The 18,627-nt window shown below is 42.3% G+C and carries 10 protein-coding genes and 1 pseudogene; 3 read left to right on the top strand and 8 right to left on the bottom strand.

Features of this window, described 5'->3' with window-relative positions; translation table 11 throughout:
* Positions 1–2,373, bottom strand: coding sequence for a penicillin-binding protein 1C (pbpC, locus tag B9Y81_RS03830; RefSeq protein WP_085535682.1), 2,373 nt, complete (start codon positions 2,371–2,373; stop codon positions 1–3).
* Here pbpC and B9Y81_RS03825 point away from each other — a divergent pair.
* A complete protein-coding gene (locus tag B9Y81_RS03825) occupies positions 2,372–3,157 on the top strand; it encodes a RagB/SusD family nutrient uptake outer membrane protein (RefSeq protein ID WP_085535681.1) in 786 nt (261 codons plus the stop codon). The genes pbpC and B9Y81_RS03825 overlap by 2 nt on opposite strands.
* Before the next feature lie 113 nt (positions 3,158–3,270).
* Here B9Y81_RS03825 and B9Y81_RS03820 read toward each other — a convergent pair whose 3' ends face one another.
* Both B9Y81_RS03820 and B9Y81_RS03815 read right to left on the bottom strand, forming a co-directional pair.
* Positions 3,271–4,296, bottom strand: coding sequence for a TQO small subunit DoxD (locus B9Y81_RS03820; protein ID WP_085535680.1), 1,026 nt, complete (start codon positions 4,294–4,296; stop codon positions 3,271–3,273).
* Positions 4,297–4,383: 87 nt separating this feature from the next.
* Complete coding sequence (locus B9Y81_RS03815; protein WP_085535679.1) at positions 4,384–4,734, bottom strand: hypothetical protein; 351 nt, start codon at positions 4,732–4,734, stop codon at positions 4,384–4,386.
* A gap of 245 nt (positions 4,735–4,979) precedes the next feature.
* Between B9Y81_RS03815 and B9Y81_RS15380 the strand changes: the two are divergent.
* Together B9Y81_RS15380 and B9Y81_RS03805 are read left to right on the top strand one after the other, a co-directional pair.
* A pseudogene (locus tag B9Y81_RS15380) lies at positions 4,980–5,281 on the top strand (KilA-N domain-containing protein); the annotation flags it as partial.
* A gap of 660 nt (positions 5,282–5,941) precedes the next feature.
* Positions 5,942–11,479, top strand: a complete 5,538-nt coding sequence (locus tag B9Y81_RS03805; RefSeq protein ID WP_085535678.1) for an alpha-2-macroglobulin — start codon at positions 5,942–5,944, stop codon at positions 11,477–11,479.
* A gap of 58 nt (positions 11,480–11,537) precedes the next feature.
* Here the strand turns inward: B9Y81_RS03805 and sucD are convergent, their stop codons facing one another.
* The 5 genes from sucD to lysS all read right to left on the bottom strand — a co-directional run bounded on the left by sucD (position 11,538) and on the right by lysS (position 18,532).
* Positions 11,538–12,395, bottom strand: a complete 858-nt coding sequence (gene sucD / locus B9Y81_RS03800) for a succinate--CoA ligase subunit alpha (RefSeq protein WP_085535677.1) — start codon at positions 12,393–12,395, stop codon at positions 11,538–11,540.
* 4 nt (positions 12,396–12,399) lie between these two features.
* Positions 12,400–13,548: an ADP-forming succinate--CoA ligase subunit beta gene (sucC, locus tag B9Y81_RS03795; RefSeq protein WP_085535991.1), complete on the bottom strand. Its 1,149-nt coding sequence runs from the start codon at positions 13,546–13,548 to the stop codon at positions 12,400–12,402.
* Positions 13,549–14,434: 886 nt separating this feature from the next.
* Positions 14,435–15,778, bottom strand: a complete 1,344-nt coding sequence (locus B9Y81_RS03790) for a glucose-6-phosphate isomerase (RefSeq protein WP_085535676.1) — start codon at positions 15,776–15,778, stop codon at positions 14,435–14,437.
* Positions 15,779–15,795: 17 nt separating this feature from the next.
* Positions 15,796–16,791 (bottom strand): NAD(P)H-dependent glycerol-3-phosphate dehydrogenase, encoded by a 996-nt coding sequence (locus B9Y81_RS03785; protein ID WP_085535675.1) that lies wholly within the window; start codon positions 16,789–16,791, stop codon positions 15,796–15,798.
* A gap of 10 nt (positions 16,792–16,801) precedes the next feature.
* Entirely contained in the window at positions 16,802–18,532 is a 1,731-nt protein-coding gene (lysS, locus tag B9Y81_RS03780; RefSeq protein WP_085535674.1) for a lysine--tRNA ligase, read from the bottom strand.
* Positions 18,533–18,627 lie beyond the last annotated feature (95 nt).

Here is an 18,627-nt window from a genome sequence, read left to right as displayed (position 1 = left end):
TTACCGGCTTTTTACTTCAAAAGAAATTTTACGCTGGTTACCCCATGAATCGATAAGGGTAAGCAGATGTTTACCGGACAACGGGCGGCAACTTATTTGATGCTGCCCGTTCGTTTCTCCCAGAAACGAATCGTCCAGATGCCAATATAAAGTAGCGTCGTCACGTCCGTGAGCGGCTTTGAAAACAAAACTTTCCTGTTCGCCCGAGAAGCCTTTCGGAAGATAAAGTACAGCGTTATGTTCGGGGTAGATCAGGTCGATCTGTTTACTTTGCGTGCCGTCGCATCCGGGTTTAAAGGGTGGGAGTGGGCGATAGTCAATATGGTAATTTCTATAATAATATTCCTGAGCCGGAGGCAATACAAACCAGGAGCGTGTAACCATATTTTCCGTAGCTTCACAAGAGCTATTTACCCGAAAACGTTCATCCGCAGATAAATGAATCCAACGGTGGTAAGGGCAAATCGTTGTCTTGTTGCCGGAGATCGGGATATAAACCGTATCCGTTTGTTCGCACATAGCAGAAGCTTTATGTCCGCTGTGACGGCAAATAGGCGTTTCTGCCAAATCATCATACGGAATATCAAACCAACCGGATGAGGGAAGGAGCGAGAAAACATCGAACAGTACCGGCGCCGCGTTGCCTACTCCGGTTAATCCCGGACGACCCTCTCCCGAAGCATTACCTACCCAGACTCCCACAACATGACCCGGTGTGAATCCGATTGCCCAGGCGTCTCGTCCCCCATAACTTGTTCCTGTCTTCCAGGCTACTTGTTTCATAGAAGAGAATTGTTGCCAGTCGGCTTCCTCTTCGGGGCGGTTTAAGGCAGACATGGCTTCGGTCATAAACCAAAGGGAAGCGGCAGATAACAGCGGCTTATCTGTGAGTCTTTTATCAGTAATATTTGTTATCGGAACCTCTTTTTCTGTGGGTGCAAGTGCAAGCGGATGTATATCTGCCGGATTATATCGCCCGTTGTATGTTCTGTAATGTCCGAGTACACGAGATAATGAGGCATACATACCACAAAGATCCCAAAGCGTTCCTTCACTACCTCCTAAAATGAGTGATGCCCCATAATGTTCTTCGTTAAAACGCAAGGTGGTCATTCCGAGGGATTTTAATAAAGACATGAATCGCCCTGTGTTGTATTGCGACAACATGCGCACAAGTGGAACATTCAACGAACGTTCTATCGCTTGATGAGCGGGTACCGCGCCGAAGAATGTCTTATTGTAATTTTGTGGTGTAAATCCATTAATATTAAGTGGTACATCGGATATTAACGTAGCGGGGAGGAAAAGTCCGTCGTGCAACATGCCGGCGTATAAAAATGGTTTTAGAATACTACCTGTGCTGCGAGGCGAAGTAATAATATCTACCTGATTACCTCTTTTTTCATCGCCCTTGAAGCTTACATTCCCGGCGTAAGCAAGCGTTTCTCCTGTTTTTACATCGGCTACAAGAACTGCGAGATTATAAATATGGTTACTGCTGTATTGCCGTGCGTAACTGTCTGTGATTCGTTGAACCTGTTTTTGCAACTCCTGCTTAACAGCGGTTTTTAGTCTGCTTTGACCAGTTTCCAAACTCATACGGGCTAATAAATGCGGAGCTTCGTCGGGCAAGGGCAGCGGAGCTTCAGGCAGCGGTTCCATACAACTCAGGTCGTATTCCTCGGCGGAAATGATCCGTTGGTTCTTTAAAGAGAGAAGTAGTTTGTCTCGTTTTTTCTTCAGAGCCGTTCTGTTACGTCCGGGATGGATTAGTGCCGGTGCATTGGGAAGAACGGCCAACGTAGCGCTTTCTGCCCAAGATAAATGAAACGCGCTTCTGCCGAAATACCTCCAGGCTGCCGTTTCCATGCCGATCACATTTCCTCCAAACGGAGCATGCGAAGCATACAGCTTTAATATCTCCTGTTTACTGTAGGTAGTTTCCAGAAAAAGCGCCCACAATGCTTCGATCCCTTTTTCATATATATTCCTGTCCTGATTACCTCTGGCTTGCCTCGCTAACTGCATGGTTAGCGTACTTCCTCCACTAACGATCTGTTTGGAACGAAGATTACTCTTTATCGCACGAACCAATGCCACAGGATCTACACCGGGATGATAAAAGAAGCGTTTATCCTCATAAGTAGTCAGGCAGGAAATGAATTTATCAGGCAATGAATCCGCTTGCGGAAACCGCCATTGTCCATCACTGGCTATTCTCGCGCCCAGAAGCTCCCCTTCGACCGAGTACAAAAGCGTAGAATAAGGCACACGAAACAATTGCCGTGGAATTGCTATAAAAAGAATCACCCAGCTTACAAGGAATATCAAAAGGATTATTCCACCAACTTTTATGTAATTTCGTTTGCTCATGGAAAACCTCACAAAGAATAAAATAAAAATAGAACTCCAAAAGAATTCTCAAAACAACAACGAGCAAAATTTAAACAGGCGCTTACAAAGCTACTTGTTTTTTTCGGATCAACCGGAAAATCCGGTTGGAGACAATTATTTTACTCAGTATGATAATGTGGATATTTGTGACAATAATACGATTTTCTTCCGGTTTGCTGAAGTGCTTCTGAATTATGCGGAGGCAAAAGCAGAACTGGGCACCCTTACGGATGACGATTGGAGTAAAACAATCGGAGTTCTTCGCGCTCGTGCCGGCATTACCGGTGGGTTGAACAGTAAACCGGTTCAGATCGATACTTATCTGCAAAACCGCTTTTTCCCATCTATTAGTAGTCCCGAACTATTAGAAATCCGTCGTGAACGGTCGATTGAGCTTTCTTTCGAAGGCTTTGAATGGTCGGATATTTGTCGCTGGAAGATCGGAGATATGGCTACGAAAGTATGGGATGGCATTTATATTCCGGAGCTCGACGTTCCTTACGATATGAATAATGACGGTACGCTCGACGTATGTTTCACTAAGCAGTTAAACCCTGAGAAAGTGCCCGGTGTATATTACCTGTATGTTGGGGAGAAATTGGAGAACGGAGCGACCAATAATTTCCAGTTGGATGAAGATGGGCATACATTAGTCTTTATGAAAGACCAGAAAAGAACCTGGAACGAAAAATTATATTTCTATCCGATTCCTGCTGTCGATTACGTAAAGAACCCCAAACTCGGTCAAAATCCGGGATGGTAAAGCGTACGATCCCGGCAGAAATCAATTTGTCGGCAGCTCGGTGCTGAAGTAATTAAATAATGTCCGGATCACGTGTTTCTAACATGGATCCGGACATTTTTCATATCAATCCGTTAATAATTAACTTCCTGAGTCCAGGTAATACCGCTAATATCAACAAGCGTTAGCTCATAAACTCCACGGGGTATGTTTCGTAAATTCACATCTTCAAGCGTTAAGGTAGCTTTGCTTCCTAAAGGGATGATGAGGCTATGCTTGCCCGGGACAACCTTTGCAACATAAGCGTTGTCAATATTTGATTTTGAAAACTGAGATAGTGAATCTCCATCTTCATCAATAAGTAGATTGCCATTTTGATCTTTAAGTTGAATACCAATCAGGAATGACCCGTATACATCGGCTCCTTCTACCCTGAAGACAGTAAATGACAGTTTCCCGTTAGATAGTTTTGTGTCCGAAATTTCCACAACCGGCTTTACGGACTTGTTATGCAATTTCCCCCATACTCCATTATGGAAATATTGATTGGTAAACAGGGTCATAAAGAAGATAATAAACGTGCCCGATAAGAGGATTTTCTTCATCAACTTATTACTAAAGGGCAATGGACCGGACATAACTATGGACGCGTATTTGAATCGTTGGAATAGACTTTTTTCCTGAAAGTAATTATCAAGAGAATATTTACCTCCACCCGTAAAGAAAATTGCAAACCCTGTAGCCATTCCTAATATACCGATTTGCCATTCATCCAAACAGGTAGTTCCTAACCATCCCGAACCCAATAAGATTCCGGTTGCAAGCCCCAATACCCCCACACTCATCAATCGAGTGAATAACCCCAGCATTATAAACAATCCTACTATAGCTTCGATGATCGTAAATATTACCATGGCCCACCATAACACTTCGGGGTTAGAAACTAAATATTCGATCATCGGTTTTATTCCTAATGCGTTAGGTAGGAAATGATTGAATTTTTCTCCTATATATCCGACTTCATCCTGAATCAGTTTGTTTTCGAGAATCAATCTTCTCCAAAAAGCAGAAAAATAGGTCCAGCCTACCACTAAACGTAAGGCTAATGTGAAGGTTCCTGCTAAAAGATATGTTTGCTGTAATTCTTGATTATTTTTCATAAACAGATAATTAATTATTTAAAATTGAATACACTAAAACCCGGGTAAAATAAATGTTATCTTACCTGCAATAATATATAGTCTAAATCAAATGATTAATTTTCTGTAAGCCAGAAATAGGGGGATTGTAGATGATGTACCGGGGTCAGACCCAGAGCTTTGATAAAGCAAACTACCAGTTGGCACTAAAGGCTGAATAAGGAAGTGCGCAACGCTTTGCTTCTGCTTGATGTTAAGCTGTTGCTGTTTGTTGCTTTTCTTTTTCTGAAAAGAAGTATAAGCACATATGCTATTGCTGACCTTACTCTTTTCTATTTGTGCCGATGTGTTGACAGAAATACCCAATAGCTGCTTGAGGTCTTGCTTTATTGAGCAAGGCAAGCTTGTGAGTAGTGCCAATGGCAGTAAAATTAAAAAAGTAGTAACACGTCTACGCATAATAATTCTCTAAATTGTGTGCCAAGATAATCTTTAAAAAGATATACAAGCAAACAAAGGAACTTCTTTTTGTTATTTTAAACAGTTAAATACGTTTTTAAGTAGATTGTATAGGAAAGTTCGTTAGAAACGAGGATATAACAAGGTTTATGCTTTTTATTACATACAATGAATTTCAATAAATTAAGCTAAATTTGCAGAACCGAAATGTGGTAGATTTAACACAATGAAAAACAGAAGTAAATATGGCAAAAATAAAAGTACAGGAAACAGAAGTCACAGTAGTTAATATCAATAATGCCGATTATATCTCTCTGACGGATATTGCAAAATTAAGTCAGAAGAACCATTTATTGTAGTTGCAAACTGGATGCGCAATCGAAATATAATTGAGTATCTGGGAATTTGGGAAAGTTTGTATAATCCGAATTTTAAACCTATCGAATTCGATAGGTTTAGAAAAGAAGCGGGATTAAATGCTTTTACTCTCTCTCCTCAAAAATGGATTGAATCAACAAATGCAATAGGTATTATTTTCATTCAAGGGGTTATGTCTGCCGAAAGTGGCTACTTGAGCTTATCCCCATATCCGTACTCAAGCAACCCGGTAGGAGCAAACCAAAGAACCTTCATTTTCTATATAAAACCCGTCTTCCCCGAATAAAATTGTTTTGTTGTATAAAATTTAGTTAATAAATCGCGTGCTGAAAAGATTGCTTCTCAGCCTTTTTTAACACTTCGGATGAACTGCGGGTTCATTTTAACTCCAAATCTCTTAAATCTAATTTAAAAACGTATTTGTTGGATAGCTTCTTATTTCCAAAAAGCATATTACTATCTTTTTTTGTGGATAAAGGATATTTTTTTATAAATAAAGGATATTTTTCAAAACATATACTATTGTTTTTTTGGAGAGTTGATTGATTTTTTTATTGATAATGGGCGAAAAAAAGGTGTGTTTTTAACATTTGTTGTTATTATCTGGCGTTTTCTGATCAATTTATTTGTTTTGTGGCTTTTATTGTGTGTTTTAAAATGATATTATGTGTTTTGTAATGTTAAAAAATGAGTTCTTCCGATAAAAGAGATGTGCCTTCTGTGTTTCTGTTCGCATAAATATGCTAAAGTTTATGAGCCGTTGTCTAACTATTTGTATATTTGTTTCTAAACAAGGGTTTTGAAGTTTAAACAAAAAGAACATCATATTATGACTAAGCTAAGTTTTTTAGCACCTTTTTTATTGCTATGTGTATTAATGGGGTGTGGACCAAAAATAAAAACAGATAATGCGATTCCCTACAATTCCAATATTGAGGCTTTTACGAGTGGGAAGGTTTCTCGTTTTTCTCCGGTTTATTTATTACTGAATCGTGACGTGGATTTTACTCGCCTGACAGCTGAGGTGTTGAAAAAGCATCTTAAAATTACGCCGGAAACGGAGGGTGCGTTCGCATTTGAAAACAATCGTACGATCGTGTTTCGTCCCGCTAAGGAATTTAAGCGTGATACGGAGTATCGTGTCAAGGTGGATATGAGTGGTTTGTTTGAGGTAAATCCGGAAGAACGTGAGTTCGCTTTTTCTTTTTCTACGTATGGTTTGGCTTTGCGGGGAAGTGTGAACACTTTCGACATCAATAAGGACAATGAAAATGGCTATGATGTGGCTATAACGCTTTTTACACCCGACAGGGAGGAGCGGGCAACAATCGAACCTTTGCTTCGTATCTCTGAGAAGGTTACAACCGTATGGCAACAAAGCGCGGATGGTAAGAAGCACGAGTTGTTGCTTTCGAACGTACCGGCTGGACCGGATGCGGAGCGTAATCTGGTTGTGTCTGTTGGCGCGAATAAAGAAAGGGTGGAGGAGAAAGACTTGTTGTCGGTTCCTATTCCGGGCATGAACGATTTTTCCGTTTATAACGTGGCGTTGAAGACCGATCCGGAACGTTTTATAGAGGTTACTTTTACAAAGTTGCTGGATGAGAATCAAACAATGGACGGTTTGGCTTACGTGGAGGGTAATAATTCTGCCGTGGTGAGTATATCGGGTAATAAAATACGCCTTTATCCGGATGCCGGGCGTAAGGGAAATACGAATGTACATTTAAATAGTGGGATCCGTTCGAAAAGTGGGCTTCAGTTGGGAGAATCTGTAGTCAGACAGATTGCCCTTTCGGAAGCGGCACCAATGGTTCGCTTTATTGGTGAGGGAGTTGTTATTCCACAGTCTACGGAGCTGACAGTTCCTTTCGAGGCGATTTATCTTCGTGGTGTGGTGGCGCGTGTGATTCGTATCAATGAACAAAATATCGGACAGTTTCTGCAAAACAATGACCTTTCGGGTACTTACGAACTGGTGCGTGTTGGTCGCATCGTGGCACGTAAAACGATATTTTTAGACGAAGAAGGTCTCGACCTGAGTCAATGGAACACGTTTGCCATTGATTTGAAAGAACTGATTCAACCGGAACCGGGTGCAATCTACCGGGTGGAACTATCTTTTGACCGTAATTTGTCGGCTTATCCTTGTGATGAACCTACCGCCGTGTTGTCTAAAGAGGAACTCCTTGCTCTTGACGCGATCGAGCTGCGCGAAGAAACAGGTCGTTTCGATAAGGGTTGGTACAGTTATTATAATGAAAACTTTAACTGGTATGACTATGATTACGATGAAATCGACAATCCTTGTTCAAGCAGCTATTATTACAACAAACGTATCGGCAAGAATGTGCTGGCTTCAAACTTAGGCGTTATAGCAAAGGGAGGAGAAGGTAATGAAATGATTGTGATGGTCAATAATCTGCTCAACGCATTACCTCAGAAGGGGGTGGAGGTTGCTGTTTATAATTACCAGCATCAGGAGCTGACTAAAGGGGTGACCGATGATAACGGATTTATTCGCCTTGCGCTGAATAATCGTAAACCACATTACCTGATCGCAACACAAGGTAGTCAGCGTTCTTATTTACGAGTCGATGCCGGACTGGCGTTGTCGTTAAGTACATTTGATATTGACGGCGAGGTAGTGCAGAAGGGTATTAAAGGGTTTATTTATGGTGAACGCGGAGTATGGCGTCCGGGCGATACGTTGCATCTGGCTTTTATGCTGAACGACCGTGAGAAAAATCTGCCGGAAGAACATCCGGTGGTTATGGAATTGCGCAATCCGTTAGGGCAGGTTTATCTGCGCAAAACACAAGTTCGCGGTGAAATGGGACTTTATTCTTTTAGTTTGCCAACTGATCCGGATGTACCGACAGGGGCATGGACCGCGACAGTACATGTTGGCGGCTTAACTTTTGATAAGCGCGTCCGTGTGGAGGCGATCAAGCCTAATCGGCTGAAAATTAATTTGCCCATCCCTGAAAAACCTTTGTTGATTGGCGAAAACTTCGATGTGAATATGCACGTGGAATGGTTGCAGGGTGCTACAGCCCGTAATCTGAAATACGATATTAAGGGAACTTTCATTCCTACGGCTACGTCTTTTAAGGGCTACAATGATTTTGTGTTTGATGATCCGGCAAAGACATTTAACAGTGAAGAAAGTAAACTGATAACCGGCACGACTGATGAAAAGGGAGATGCGCTTGTGAAATTGCGTTTTGACCTGGGTAGTCATGCGCCCGGTATGTTGCTGGCTAATTTAGTAACCCATGTATATGAAGAATCCGGTGATTTCAGTATTGACGGTGCGCGGATGTTTTATTCGCCGTATCGTCGTTACGTAGGACTTCGTTCTCCGCAGTCCGGAAAAGAGCAGTTAAATACCGGACAAAACTATACGTATGATGTGGCCATGCTGAATTACGACGGCACTTCTTTGAGTGATCAAGACGTAGATGTTACGATTTACAAAGTCTATTGGTACTGGTGGTGGAGTTCGGACGCAAGTCGCTTGGCAAGTTACGTGTCTGACTCGTATAACAAGCCGATAAAAGAATTCGCTGTCCGTACCGATGCAAACGGAAAGGCGAAGTTTGACGTCTCCTTTACTAACGAAGAGTGGGGAACTTATTTTATACGTGTGAAAGACCGTTCGGGCAAACATTCTACCGGCGTAATGAGCTATTTCGATTGGCCTTATAACGAAGGCCGACGGGATGCCGATGGTGGGAAGTCTCCTCATACGCTTGCGTTCAAAACGGATAAAGAAAGCTATGCTGTAGGCGATCAGATGGTGATAACTTTCCCGTCAACCGAAACAAGTAAAGCGATACTTACAATCGAAAACGGTACAAAAGTACTCTCCGTAAATCATTTCGACTGCAAGGCAAAAGAAACAACCGTGAAGCTTAAAGTAACGGAAGATATGCAGCCGAACTCGTACGTGTACATCACGCTGTTACAACCGCACGGCGAGACGCTAAATGACCTGCCGATCCGTCTTTACGGAGTTGTTCCGGTAACGGTTACTTCACCGCAGAGTTACCTGTACCCTATGCTTCATACGGCCGATGAACTGAAACCGGATCAAGCATACGATATCACTGTTTCTGAAAAGAACGGACGCCCGATGGCTTATACGCTGGCAATAGTGGATGAAGGCTTGTTGGATCTTACCCGCTTTGCCACACCTGACCCGTGGAAAGTATTCAACGCCCGTGAAGCATTAGGTGTAAGCACCTGGGATATGTATAATTTCGTGGTAGGTGCTTACGGAGGGCGCATCGAACAATTATTCAGTATTGGTGGAGACGATGCCCTGAATAAAGGTCCGAAAGCAATTGTAAACCGCTTTAAGCCGGTGGTGCAATTCGAAGGTCCGTTCCTTTTGAAGAAAGGTGAGAAAAAACGTCATACGTATGCGATGCCGAACTACAACGGGCGTGTACGCATGATGGTTGTAGCCGGAGACGGCATGGCCTATGGACATACCGATAAAAGTGTACTTGTTCGTAAACCCGTAATGCTGCTTGGAACATTGCCACGCGTAATTGGTGTGGGAGAGGAGATGGTGGTTCCGGCCACTGTATTTGCCACAGAGAAAGGTGTAGGCCTTGTAAAAGTATCAATCCAATGTTCCAATAATATGGAAATAGTAGGTAATTCAACGGGCGAACTGAATTTTGATGAGATGACCGATAAGCAGGCTACCTTCCGTATCCGTGTGAAAGAAAAACCCGGAGCCGGACATATTAAATTAGTCGCTACAGGAAAAGGTGAGCAAACGGTGTATGAAACCGATATAGAAATACGTTCCGTTAGACGAGCTCAGACAAAGGTGCTTCCGGCTACGCTTGAAGGTGGGAAAACTTGGAAAGAAACGGTAGCGATGCCCGGTGCGGACGGAACAAATAAACTGACACTTGAAGTATCGGATATTCCTCCGCTTAACTTGTCGATGCGTTTAAAATACCTGTTGGGCTATCCGCATGGATGTCTGGAACAGATCACTTCCAAGGCTTTTCCACAACTTTATCTGAAGGAGTTGGTTTCGCTTAGTGAAGCCCAATCAGCATCTGCTGATGTAGCGGTTAAGCAAGTGATTTCCCGTGTGCGTTCTTATCAAACCGCCGAGGGTGCATTTGCCTATTGGCCGGGTGGCACATCTACTAACAGTTGGGGAACAGTTTATGTGGCTCACTTCCTGATCGAAGCTGAGTCGAAAGGTTATCTGGTACCTTCTTCACTGAAGCAAACGGTGCTGAACAATCTTAAATTAGTGGCTCGTAAATGGCAACCGGCTACTGCTCCTTCTTTTTATTCTTCTTCCGAAGAGCTTACACAGGCATACCGTTTGCTGGTGCTTGCTTTGGCTAATTCGCCGGAGATCGGAGCCATGAACCGGCTGAAGGAAAGAAGTCCGCGGAGTTCGGCTTCTGTATCTATGCTTGCCACGGCTTATGCTTTAGCCGGCAGACAGGATGTAGCTACCGAGTTAATTACAAAAACAGCCGAAGTGGCCACACGCTATGATGAATTTGACCTGACTTTCGGAAGTGACCTCCGTGATCAGGCAATGCGTTTACAAACACTTTGCTTGCTGGATAAAGCGCAAGATGCTTCTGTACTGGCAAAGGCTATCTCCACTAAACTCAGCACGAACGACTGGTTGAGTACGCAATCCACGGCATACGCCTTAATGGGAGTCTCTTCTTATCTGAAGAAATATACAACAGGAGATGCCATGGCGTTTTCGTATGCGGTGGGTGGAAAATCGGATAAGGTGCAAAGCGGTAAGAATATTTGGAGCGAAGACTTACTGAATAACGCTGCTAAGACCACTACTGCCGAATTAAGTAATACGGGAAAATCTACTCTCTTCGTACGGGTTATAACGGAAGGTATTCCCGAACAAGGCGAGGAAGTTGCTTACAATAATGGCATGGCCCTTGCGGTGTCTTACACGGATGCAGCCGGAAGAGCGGTGAATGTGGATAATTTAGAGCAGGGAACGAATTTTACAGCTGTTGTAACTGTTCGTAATCCATCCTCACGCGGGATTAGAAATGTGGTGCTTACGGAGATATTCCCTGCCGGGTGGGAAATACTGAATACGCGCTTCTTGCATGATGATGCACAGGCAAGTGATCTGCAAAGCATGGTGAATTATCAGGATATTCGTGATGATCGTACGTACAGTCATATTGACTACCTGCCTGCCGGTCGTCAGGTTACAGTGCGGATTAATTTGTGTGCTGTGTATCCGGGGCGTTTCTATTTACCACCGGTTTATTGTGAGGCGATGTATGATAACTTAACCCGCGCGAACACGGAAGGTAGAATGGTTGAAGTGAAATGATATAAAAAAAGCAGAGGCGTACAATCCGCGCGCCTCTGCTATATCAGATAAGAAAATATTATTTCAATAGTCCGGGAATTTCTCCGGGCTCTTTGGCTACACGAACACCGGCTGCTTCTAAGGCGGCTATTTTTTCGGCGGCTGTACCTGATCCGCTGGAGATAATGGCACCGGCATGCCCCATTTGTTTACCCGGAGGAGCAGACTGTCCGGCAATGAAAGCGACTACGGGTTTGGTTACATGGTGGCGAATGTATTCGGCAGCCAGTTCTTCCGCGTTTCCTCCGATTTCACCGATCATAACGATGGCGTGCGTGTCGGGATCTTTTTCAAAACGCTCCAGTAAATCACGGAAATAAAGTCCCACAACAGGATCACCACCCATGCCCACAGCCGTGGATTGTCCCATGCCTGCGGCCGAAAGATGATAAACCACTTCGTAAGTCAGTGTGCCGCTACGGCTTAACACGCCGATATTTCCTTTCTTAAAGATATGTCCGGGAAGTATACCTACAAGACTTTCGTCCGGCGTAACTAATCCGGGACAGTTCGGGCCGATCAGTGTAGCACCTCGTTCCTGTACGAAACGATGCGCTTTGATAACGTCGACAGTAGGTATGCCTTCGGTAATACAGATAATAAGTTTTATACCGGCATCGGCAGCCTCCATTATAGAATCGGCAGCAAAACGCGCGGGTACAAAAATGATAGAGGTATTTGCAGCAGTTGTCGCTACGGCTTCTTCTACCGTATTAAAAACAGGAAGTCCGTTTACGGTAGATCCGCCTTTTCCGGGCGATGTTCCGCCTACTACCTTTGTTCCGTATGCTTTCATTTTTTCGGTGTGGAAACCACCGTCTCTTCCGGTGATTCCTTGCACGATCACACGTGTATCTTGATTGATTAGTATACTCATCGTTTTATTGTTTAAGGGTTGAACCGGTTACTTTTACTGCCATGCGTGTGGCTTCGCTCATGGTATCGGCCGAGATGAGGAGGGTATCTTTAAGTAACTCCCTGCCCTCTTTTTCGTTGGTTCCTGTTAGTCGTACTACGACAGGAATGGTTGTGTTGATCTCTTCAAAGGCGGTAATTAGTCCGCGAGCCACATCATCACATCGGGTAATGCCCCCGAAAATATTAATAAGTACGACCTTTACCTGCTTGTCGTTTAGCAGTAACTTCATTGCGTCGATCACTTTTTGAGGATTTGAGCTTCCTCCGATATCAAGAAAATTTGCCGGATGTCCGCCATAAAGTTTGATCATATCCATCGTAGCCATCGCCAGTCCGGCACCATTGACCATACAGCCGATTTCACCGTCTAAATGCACATAACTGAATCCTTTTTCTTTGGCTTGTGTTTCTATTTTCTCTTCGGGTGTCGGTTCAAACAGCGCGACTACATCCGGGTGTCGGAAAAGCGCGTTATCGTCAAAGGTCATCTTTGCGTCGATAGCCATCAGATAACCTTCGGCTGTTCGCACTAACGGATTAATTTCGGTTAGGGAAGCATCTTTTTCGATAAAAAGACGATAAAGATTCTGAAGAATGGCTGCCATCTGATTTACCTGACCGATTTCGGTAAATAATCTGAAGGCGTATTTACGTGCCAGATAATCCGGTAACCCAATTAACGGATCGATACTGTACTTGTAAATTCTATCAGGTGTATCTTTTGCTACAGCTTCAATATCCATACCACCGTCGGGGCTCATCATGAGTAAAACGGATTTGGTATTGCGGTCTATTACAAAGCTGACATAATATTCGGATTCGATATGGACGGCTTCGCTAACGATAACCTTCTCTACCGTGAATCCTTTAATGTCCATTCCCAGAATAGTTTTGGCATGTGCTTGTGTTTCCGCTTCATTTTTAGCGAGCTTTACGCCGCCGGCTTTTCCGCGTCCTCCGGTTAGTACCTGTGCTTTCACTACTACTTTCTCTGTTCCGATTTCAGACCATGCCGTGGCGGCTTCTGCCGCGTTTACACAAAGTTTATACCTTTCTACAGGTATCTTATAGTCCGAAAAAAACTTTTTAGCTTGATATTCGTGTATTTTCATTTGATAATTTTTGATATATAGAATCAAGGGGGTTATAGTATTAATATATACCTTATGTCGTAAAAAGAACAGTTTAAATGTTTGTAATGTTTTCGACACGGGCCTTAACCTTCCTTGTTGTTTATACAAAAAATGAATCTAATTATTTGATTTTTTTCTTATGGCGAACATCGATATAGTAAAAAATGGAATATGTAATTAAAAGAACAGGAATTTGAGGGAATAAATAACTTTTTGATTGCGAATAAAAAAAATGCTGACTTATAAGAATAATTACTTCATCTATTCAATAGATCGATTTTTTTATTGTACGCTTTGACTTTGACTCATCGGATTAACTATATTTGCAAAAGAAGAAACATTGGCTTTGTTTACCTCACTTGTTGAACAACCGGTATTCAAACAAATATCTGCTTATACCGCACCGCCCGGTGTAGTGATGGCAGACGATGTTTCTCTTCCCTTTATCTGTATCTATCGGATTTAATTAAAAAGATTAAATTATTTATCCGATTGGTAGTGGTGTTTTTTTGCATTACTATATGAATAAAAACATATCCTTTATTTTTTTAAAAATAACCTTTATTTTTCGAAAAATAACCTTTATGTTTTTCAGGGGATACATATTGCTGATTATCAGCCATATAGAAATCGTCAAAAAAACAACAATTGAACCCCGGTTTTAACGTTAAAACAAGGAAAAAATTACTCCCAACCGGATATTCCTTTTGATCCGAAATGGAACATCATCGCGCATCGGATAGTGTGTATCACAATTTACCTTCATGCTGTAAGTACAGAACGGAATAAAAATATAGGCTATCCTTTTTTCGGGAATAGCCTATAAAAATAGAAATATCTACTATTTTAGTGTAAACCGTGGAAATTACAAACGAGATTTGATTTCCGTGGTTTCTTTTTCATATCCCGGTTTGTTCAACAGAGCGAACATGTTTTTCTTGTAGGCTTCTACTCCCGGCTGATTGAATGGGTTTACTTCTAACATATAACCGCTGATGCCACATGCTTTTTCAAAGAAGTAGAACAATTGACCGATATAATAAGCATTTACTTGTGGCAAAGTGATTTTAATATTAGGAACACCACCATCTACATGAGCTAATTGTGTACCCAGCTCCGCCATTTTGTTCACTTCATCCACACGTTTTCCGGCAAGGAAGTTAAGTCCGTCCAGATCAGCTTCGTCTGAAGGAACAAGAACAGTTCTGTCAGCGTTTTCAACAGAGATAACGGTTTCGAATATCGAACGTTCGCCTTCCTGGATCCATTGTCCCATAGAGTGTAAATCTGTGGTCAAGTCAACAGACGCCGGGAAGATACCCTTGTTGTCTTTGCCTTCACTTTCTCCGTATAGTTGTTTCCACCACTCAGCGATATAATGCAATTTCGGATGGAAGTTTGCTAAAATTTCAATCTTCTTTCCGTCTTTGTATAGTTCGTTACGAATGGCAGCGTAGATCGTCGCGATGTTATCAGCGAAAGGAACCGTGTCGGCAGTTGCTTTTTCCATAACAACCGCACCACTTACCAATTCACGAATACTAATACCGGCAACTGCGATAGGAAGTAAACCTACCGGAGTAAGCACAGAAAAACGTCCACCTACATTATCCGGAATAATGAATGTTTTGTATCCTTCCTGATTTGCCAATGTACGCAGTGCTCCTTTCTTCTCATCCGTAATAGCAACGATACGTTCTTTTGCTTCAGTTTTACCTACAGCATCTTCCAATTGTTTTTTCAGAATACGGAAAGCTAAAGCAGGTTCGGTTGTTGTACCTGATTTGGAAATGTTAATCAAGCCGAATTGTTTACCTTTCAACAGTTCGGTAAGTTCGTACAGATAATCTTCACCGATATTATGTCCGGCATAAACCAATACTGGGTTCTTGCGCTCTGTTTGTAGCCAGTCGAAGCTGCTGTTTAATGCTTCAACCACCGCTTTTGTTCCCAGGTAACTGCCACCGATACCGATAGCTACTACGATTTCACATTTTGAACGTAGTTTGGCTGCTGTGTTTTCAATATCAGCCAATTCAGCTTCAGTGATAGACGAAGGCAGATTAAGCCAACCTAAGAAATCATTGCCTTCTCCTGTACCTTTGTGCAGCATAGAATTAGCAGCGTTTGCCTTATTCTCCTGCGCATATACTTGCTCTTTGGTTATTTTACCAAGGGCTTTGTCAATGTTTAAACCAATGTTTTTCATATATAATTTCTGTCTGATTATTTAAATGTTTCAGTCAATTGCTTAATTACGGCAACCGGTGATTTACGCTCATAAAGAATGGCATACAAGGCATCCAGTATAGGCATGTTGACCTGATATCTTTCGTTGATTTCATGAATACACTTGGTTCCGTAATAACCTTCTGCTATCATCTCCATCTCTAATTGAGCGGTGCTAACAGAGTATCCTTTGCCAATCATCGTACCAAAAGTCCGGTTTCGACTGAATCGGGAATAAGCTGTAACCAACAGATCCCCTAAATAAGCCGAGTCGGTAATGTCTCTCGCAAGTCCGTGTACGGCATGAACGAAATTACGCATCTCTTCAATCGCGTTCGAAATAAATACGGCTTGAAAATTATCTCCGTACTTCATGCCATGACATATACCGGCAACGATGGAATACACGTTCTTCAAAACCGAAGCGTACTCAATACCTTCCACATCTTCGCTACAAGAACTCTTCAGATAGGAGTTGTTGAAGATTCCGGACAGCGTTTTCGCCTTTTCAATATCCCTGCATGCTAATGTGAGGTAGGAGAGGCGCTCAAACGATATTTCTTCCGCATGACATGGTCCTCCTATAATCGCGATGTTATTTGCCGGGACTTTGTAATATTCCGAAAAATAATCAGCGATCAGCATATTTTCATCCGGAACTATTCCCTTAATCGCTGAAATGATAAACTTATCATCCAACTGTGTTGAAACCTTTGCCAAATGCTGCTTTAAAAATGGAGAAGGAGTCGCGAAAATCAGTGTGTCTGATTCACGAATCACTTCATTTATATCGGAATAAAAATGTATTTTATCCGTGTCGAAGTATACGCTGGTCAGGTAGGATGGGTTGTGCCGCATTCGTATAAAATCATCGATTTGCTCAGTTCTTCTCATGTACCAGTTGATGGTATCCTGATTAGACAATACGATTTTAGCTAAAGCCGTGGCCCAACTACCACCACCCATAATCGCTATTTTCCCGGGAAAGCTCATTTCGTTACTTTTATTTAGCAGCGTTTGCAATCCACGCTTCTACAGTTTCAATAGCCGGATTTTGTAACCCTAACTTATGTTTTTTGTTTAATTCGCAGACCTCTTGTCTTAGCTTGTTGGGATTTACATCCTTAAACAAGTCTACAGTTATATAACCTGCTTTTTGAAGTGCCGGAACCCATTCAGCATCAATGCCGATAGCTGCGTATTTATCTACAGTATCTTTTTTAATTGTTTTCTCCGGACGCATTTGCGGGAAGAATAACACTTCCTGAATACTTTCCTGTTCTGTAAGAAGCATTACCAAGCGATCCATACCAATACCCATACCACTTGTTGGTGGCATACCGTATTCCAGCGCACGAAGGAAATCATTGTCGATAAACATCGCTTCGTCATCTCCTTTCTCACTTAATTTCAGCTGATCTTCGAAACGGGCACGCTGATCAATCGGATCATTCAATTCGGAATAAGCGTTGGCAATTTCTTTACCATTAACCATTAGCTCAAAACGTTCGGTAAGTCCGGGATCGTTACGATGTTTTTTCGTCAACGGAGACATTTCAATCGGATAGTCTGTGATAAATGTGGGTTGAATATAGTTGCCTTCACATTTTTCACCGAATATCTCATCAATCAGTTTGCCCTTACCCATTGTTTCATCTTGCTCAATATGTAATTTTATGCAAACCTCGCGCAATTGATTTTCATCCATACCTGTAATGTCAATACCGGTAAATTCTTTGATAGACTCAATCATCGTGACACGTTTGTATGGAGCTTTCAAATCAATTTCGTTATTGCCAACCTTAACCTTAGTTGTTCCAAGTACGTCAAGACATATCTTTTCGAGCATTTGTTCCGTCATACTCATCATCCAGTTGTAATCTTTGTAGGCTACATAAATTTCCATACAAGTAAATTCCGGATTATGCGTACGGTCCATACCTTCATTACGGAAGTTACGGCTAAACTCATAAACTCCTTCAAAACCACCAACAATCAGGCGTTTCAAATAAAGTTCATTGGCTATACGTAGGTACAATGGAATATCCAACGCATTGTGATGGGTGATGAAAGGGCGCGCAGCAGCACCACCCGGAATCCCTTGCAATACGGGCGTATCTACTTCCAGATAGCCGCGGCTATTGAAGAATTCACGCATAGAGTTGAATATCTTCGTACGCTTAATAAATATATCTTTTACATGATCGTTAACAACCAGGTCAACATAACGTTGACGATAACGCGTTTCCGCATCAGTCAGACCGTCATACGTAACGCCGTCTTTTACTTTTACAACAGGTAATGGTTTGATTGATTTCGCCAGAATTGTGAATTCTTGGGCGTGAACCGAGATTTCTCCCATTTGTGTACGAAACACAAAACCTTTGATGCCGACAAAATCACCGATATCCGTTAATTTCTTGAATACCGTATTATATAGTTCCTTGTCCTCATCAGGGCAGATGTCATCACGGGTAATATATACCTGAATTCTTCCTTCCGTATCCTGTAGCTCAACGAAAGAGGCTTTACCCATGATGCGACGGCTCATGATGCGACCGGCTATACAAACAGAACGAGGTGCGTCTTCATCCTTAAACGAGGACTTTATCTCAGTTGAATATGCGTTGGTTGGGTACTCTGCTGCGGGATAGGGATCTATGCCGAGTTGGCGGAGTTGTTCCAAACTGCCGCGTCTGATTATTTCCTGTTCACTAAGTTCTAATAGGTTCATTCTATTACTAATTTGTATATAACGTAGCAAAAGTACAAAACTTTTTGAACATCTGATATATATAAGTTCGCTTCCGTTTCTTCGGATTGAAGAAG

This window comes from Massilibacteroides vaginae (genome assembly GCF_900178525.1).
Taxonomy (GTDB): Bacteria; Bacteroidota; Bacteroidia; order Bacteroidales; family Tannerellaceae; genus Massilibacteroides; species Massilibacteroides vaginae.
The sequence above is the reverse complement of the archived record's forward strand: the minus strand, read 5'-3'. Positions and strand labels throughout refer to the sequence as shown.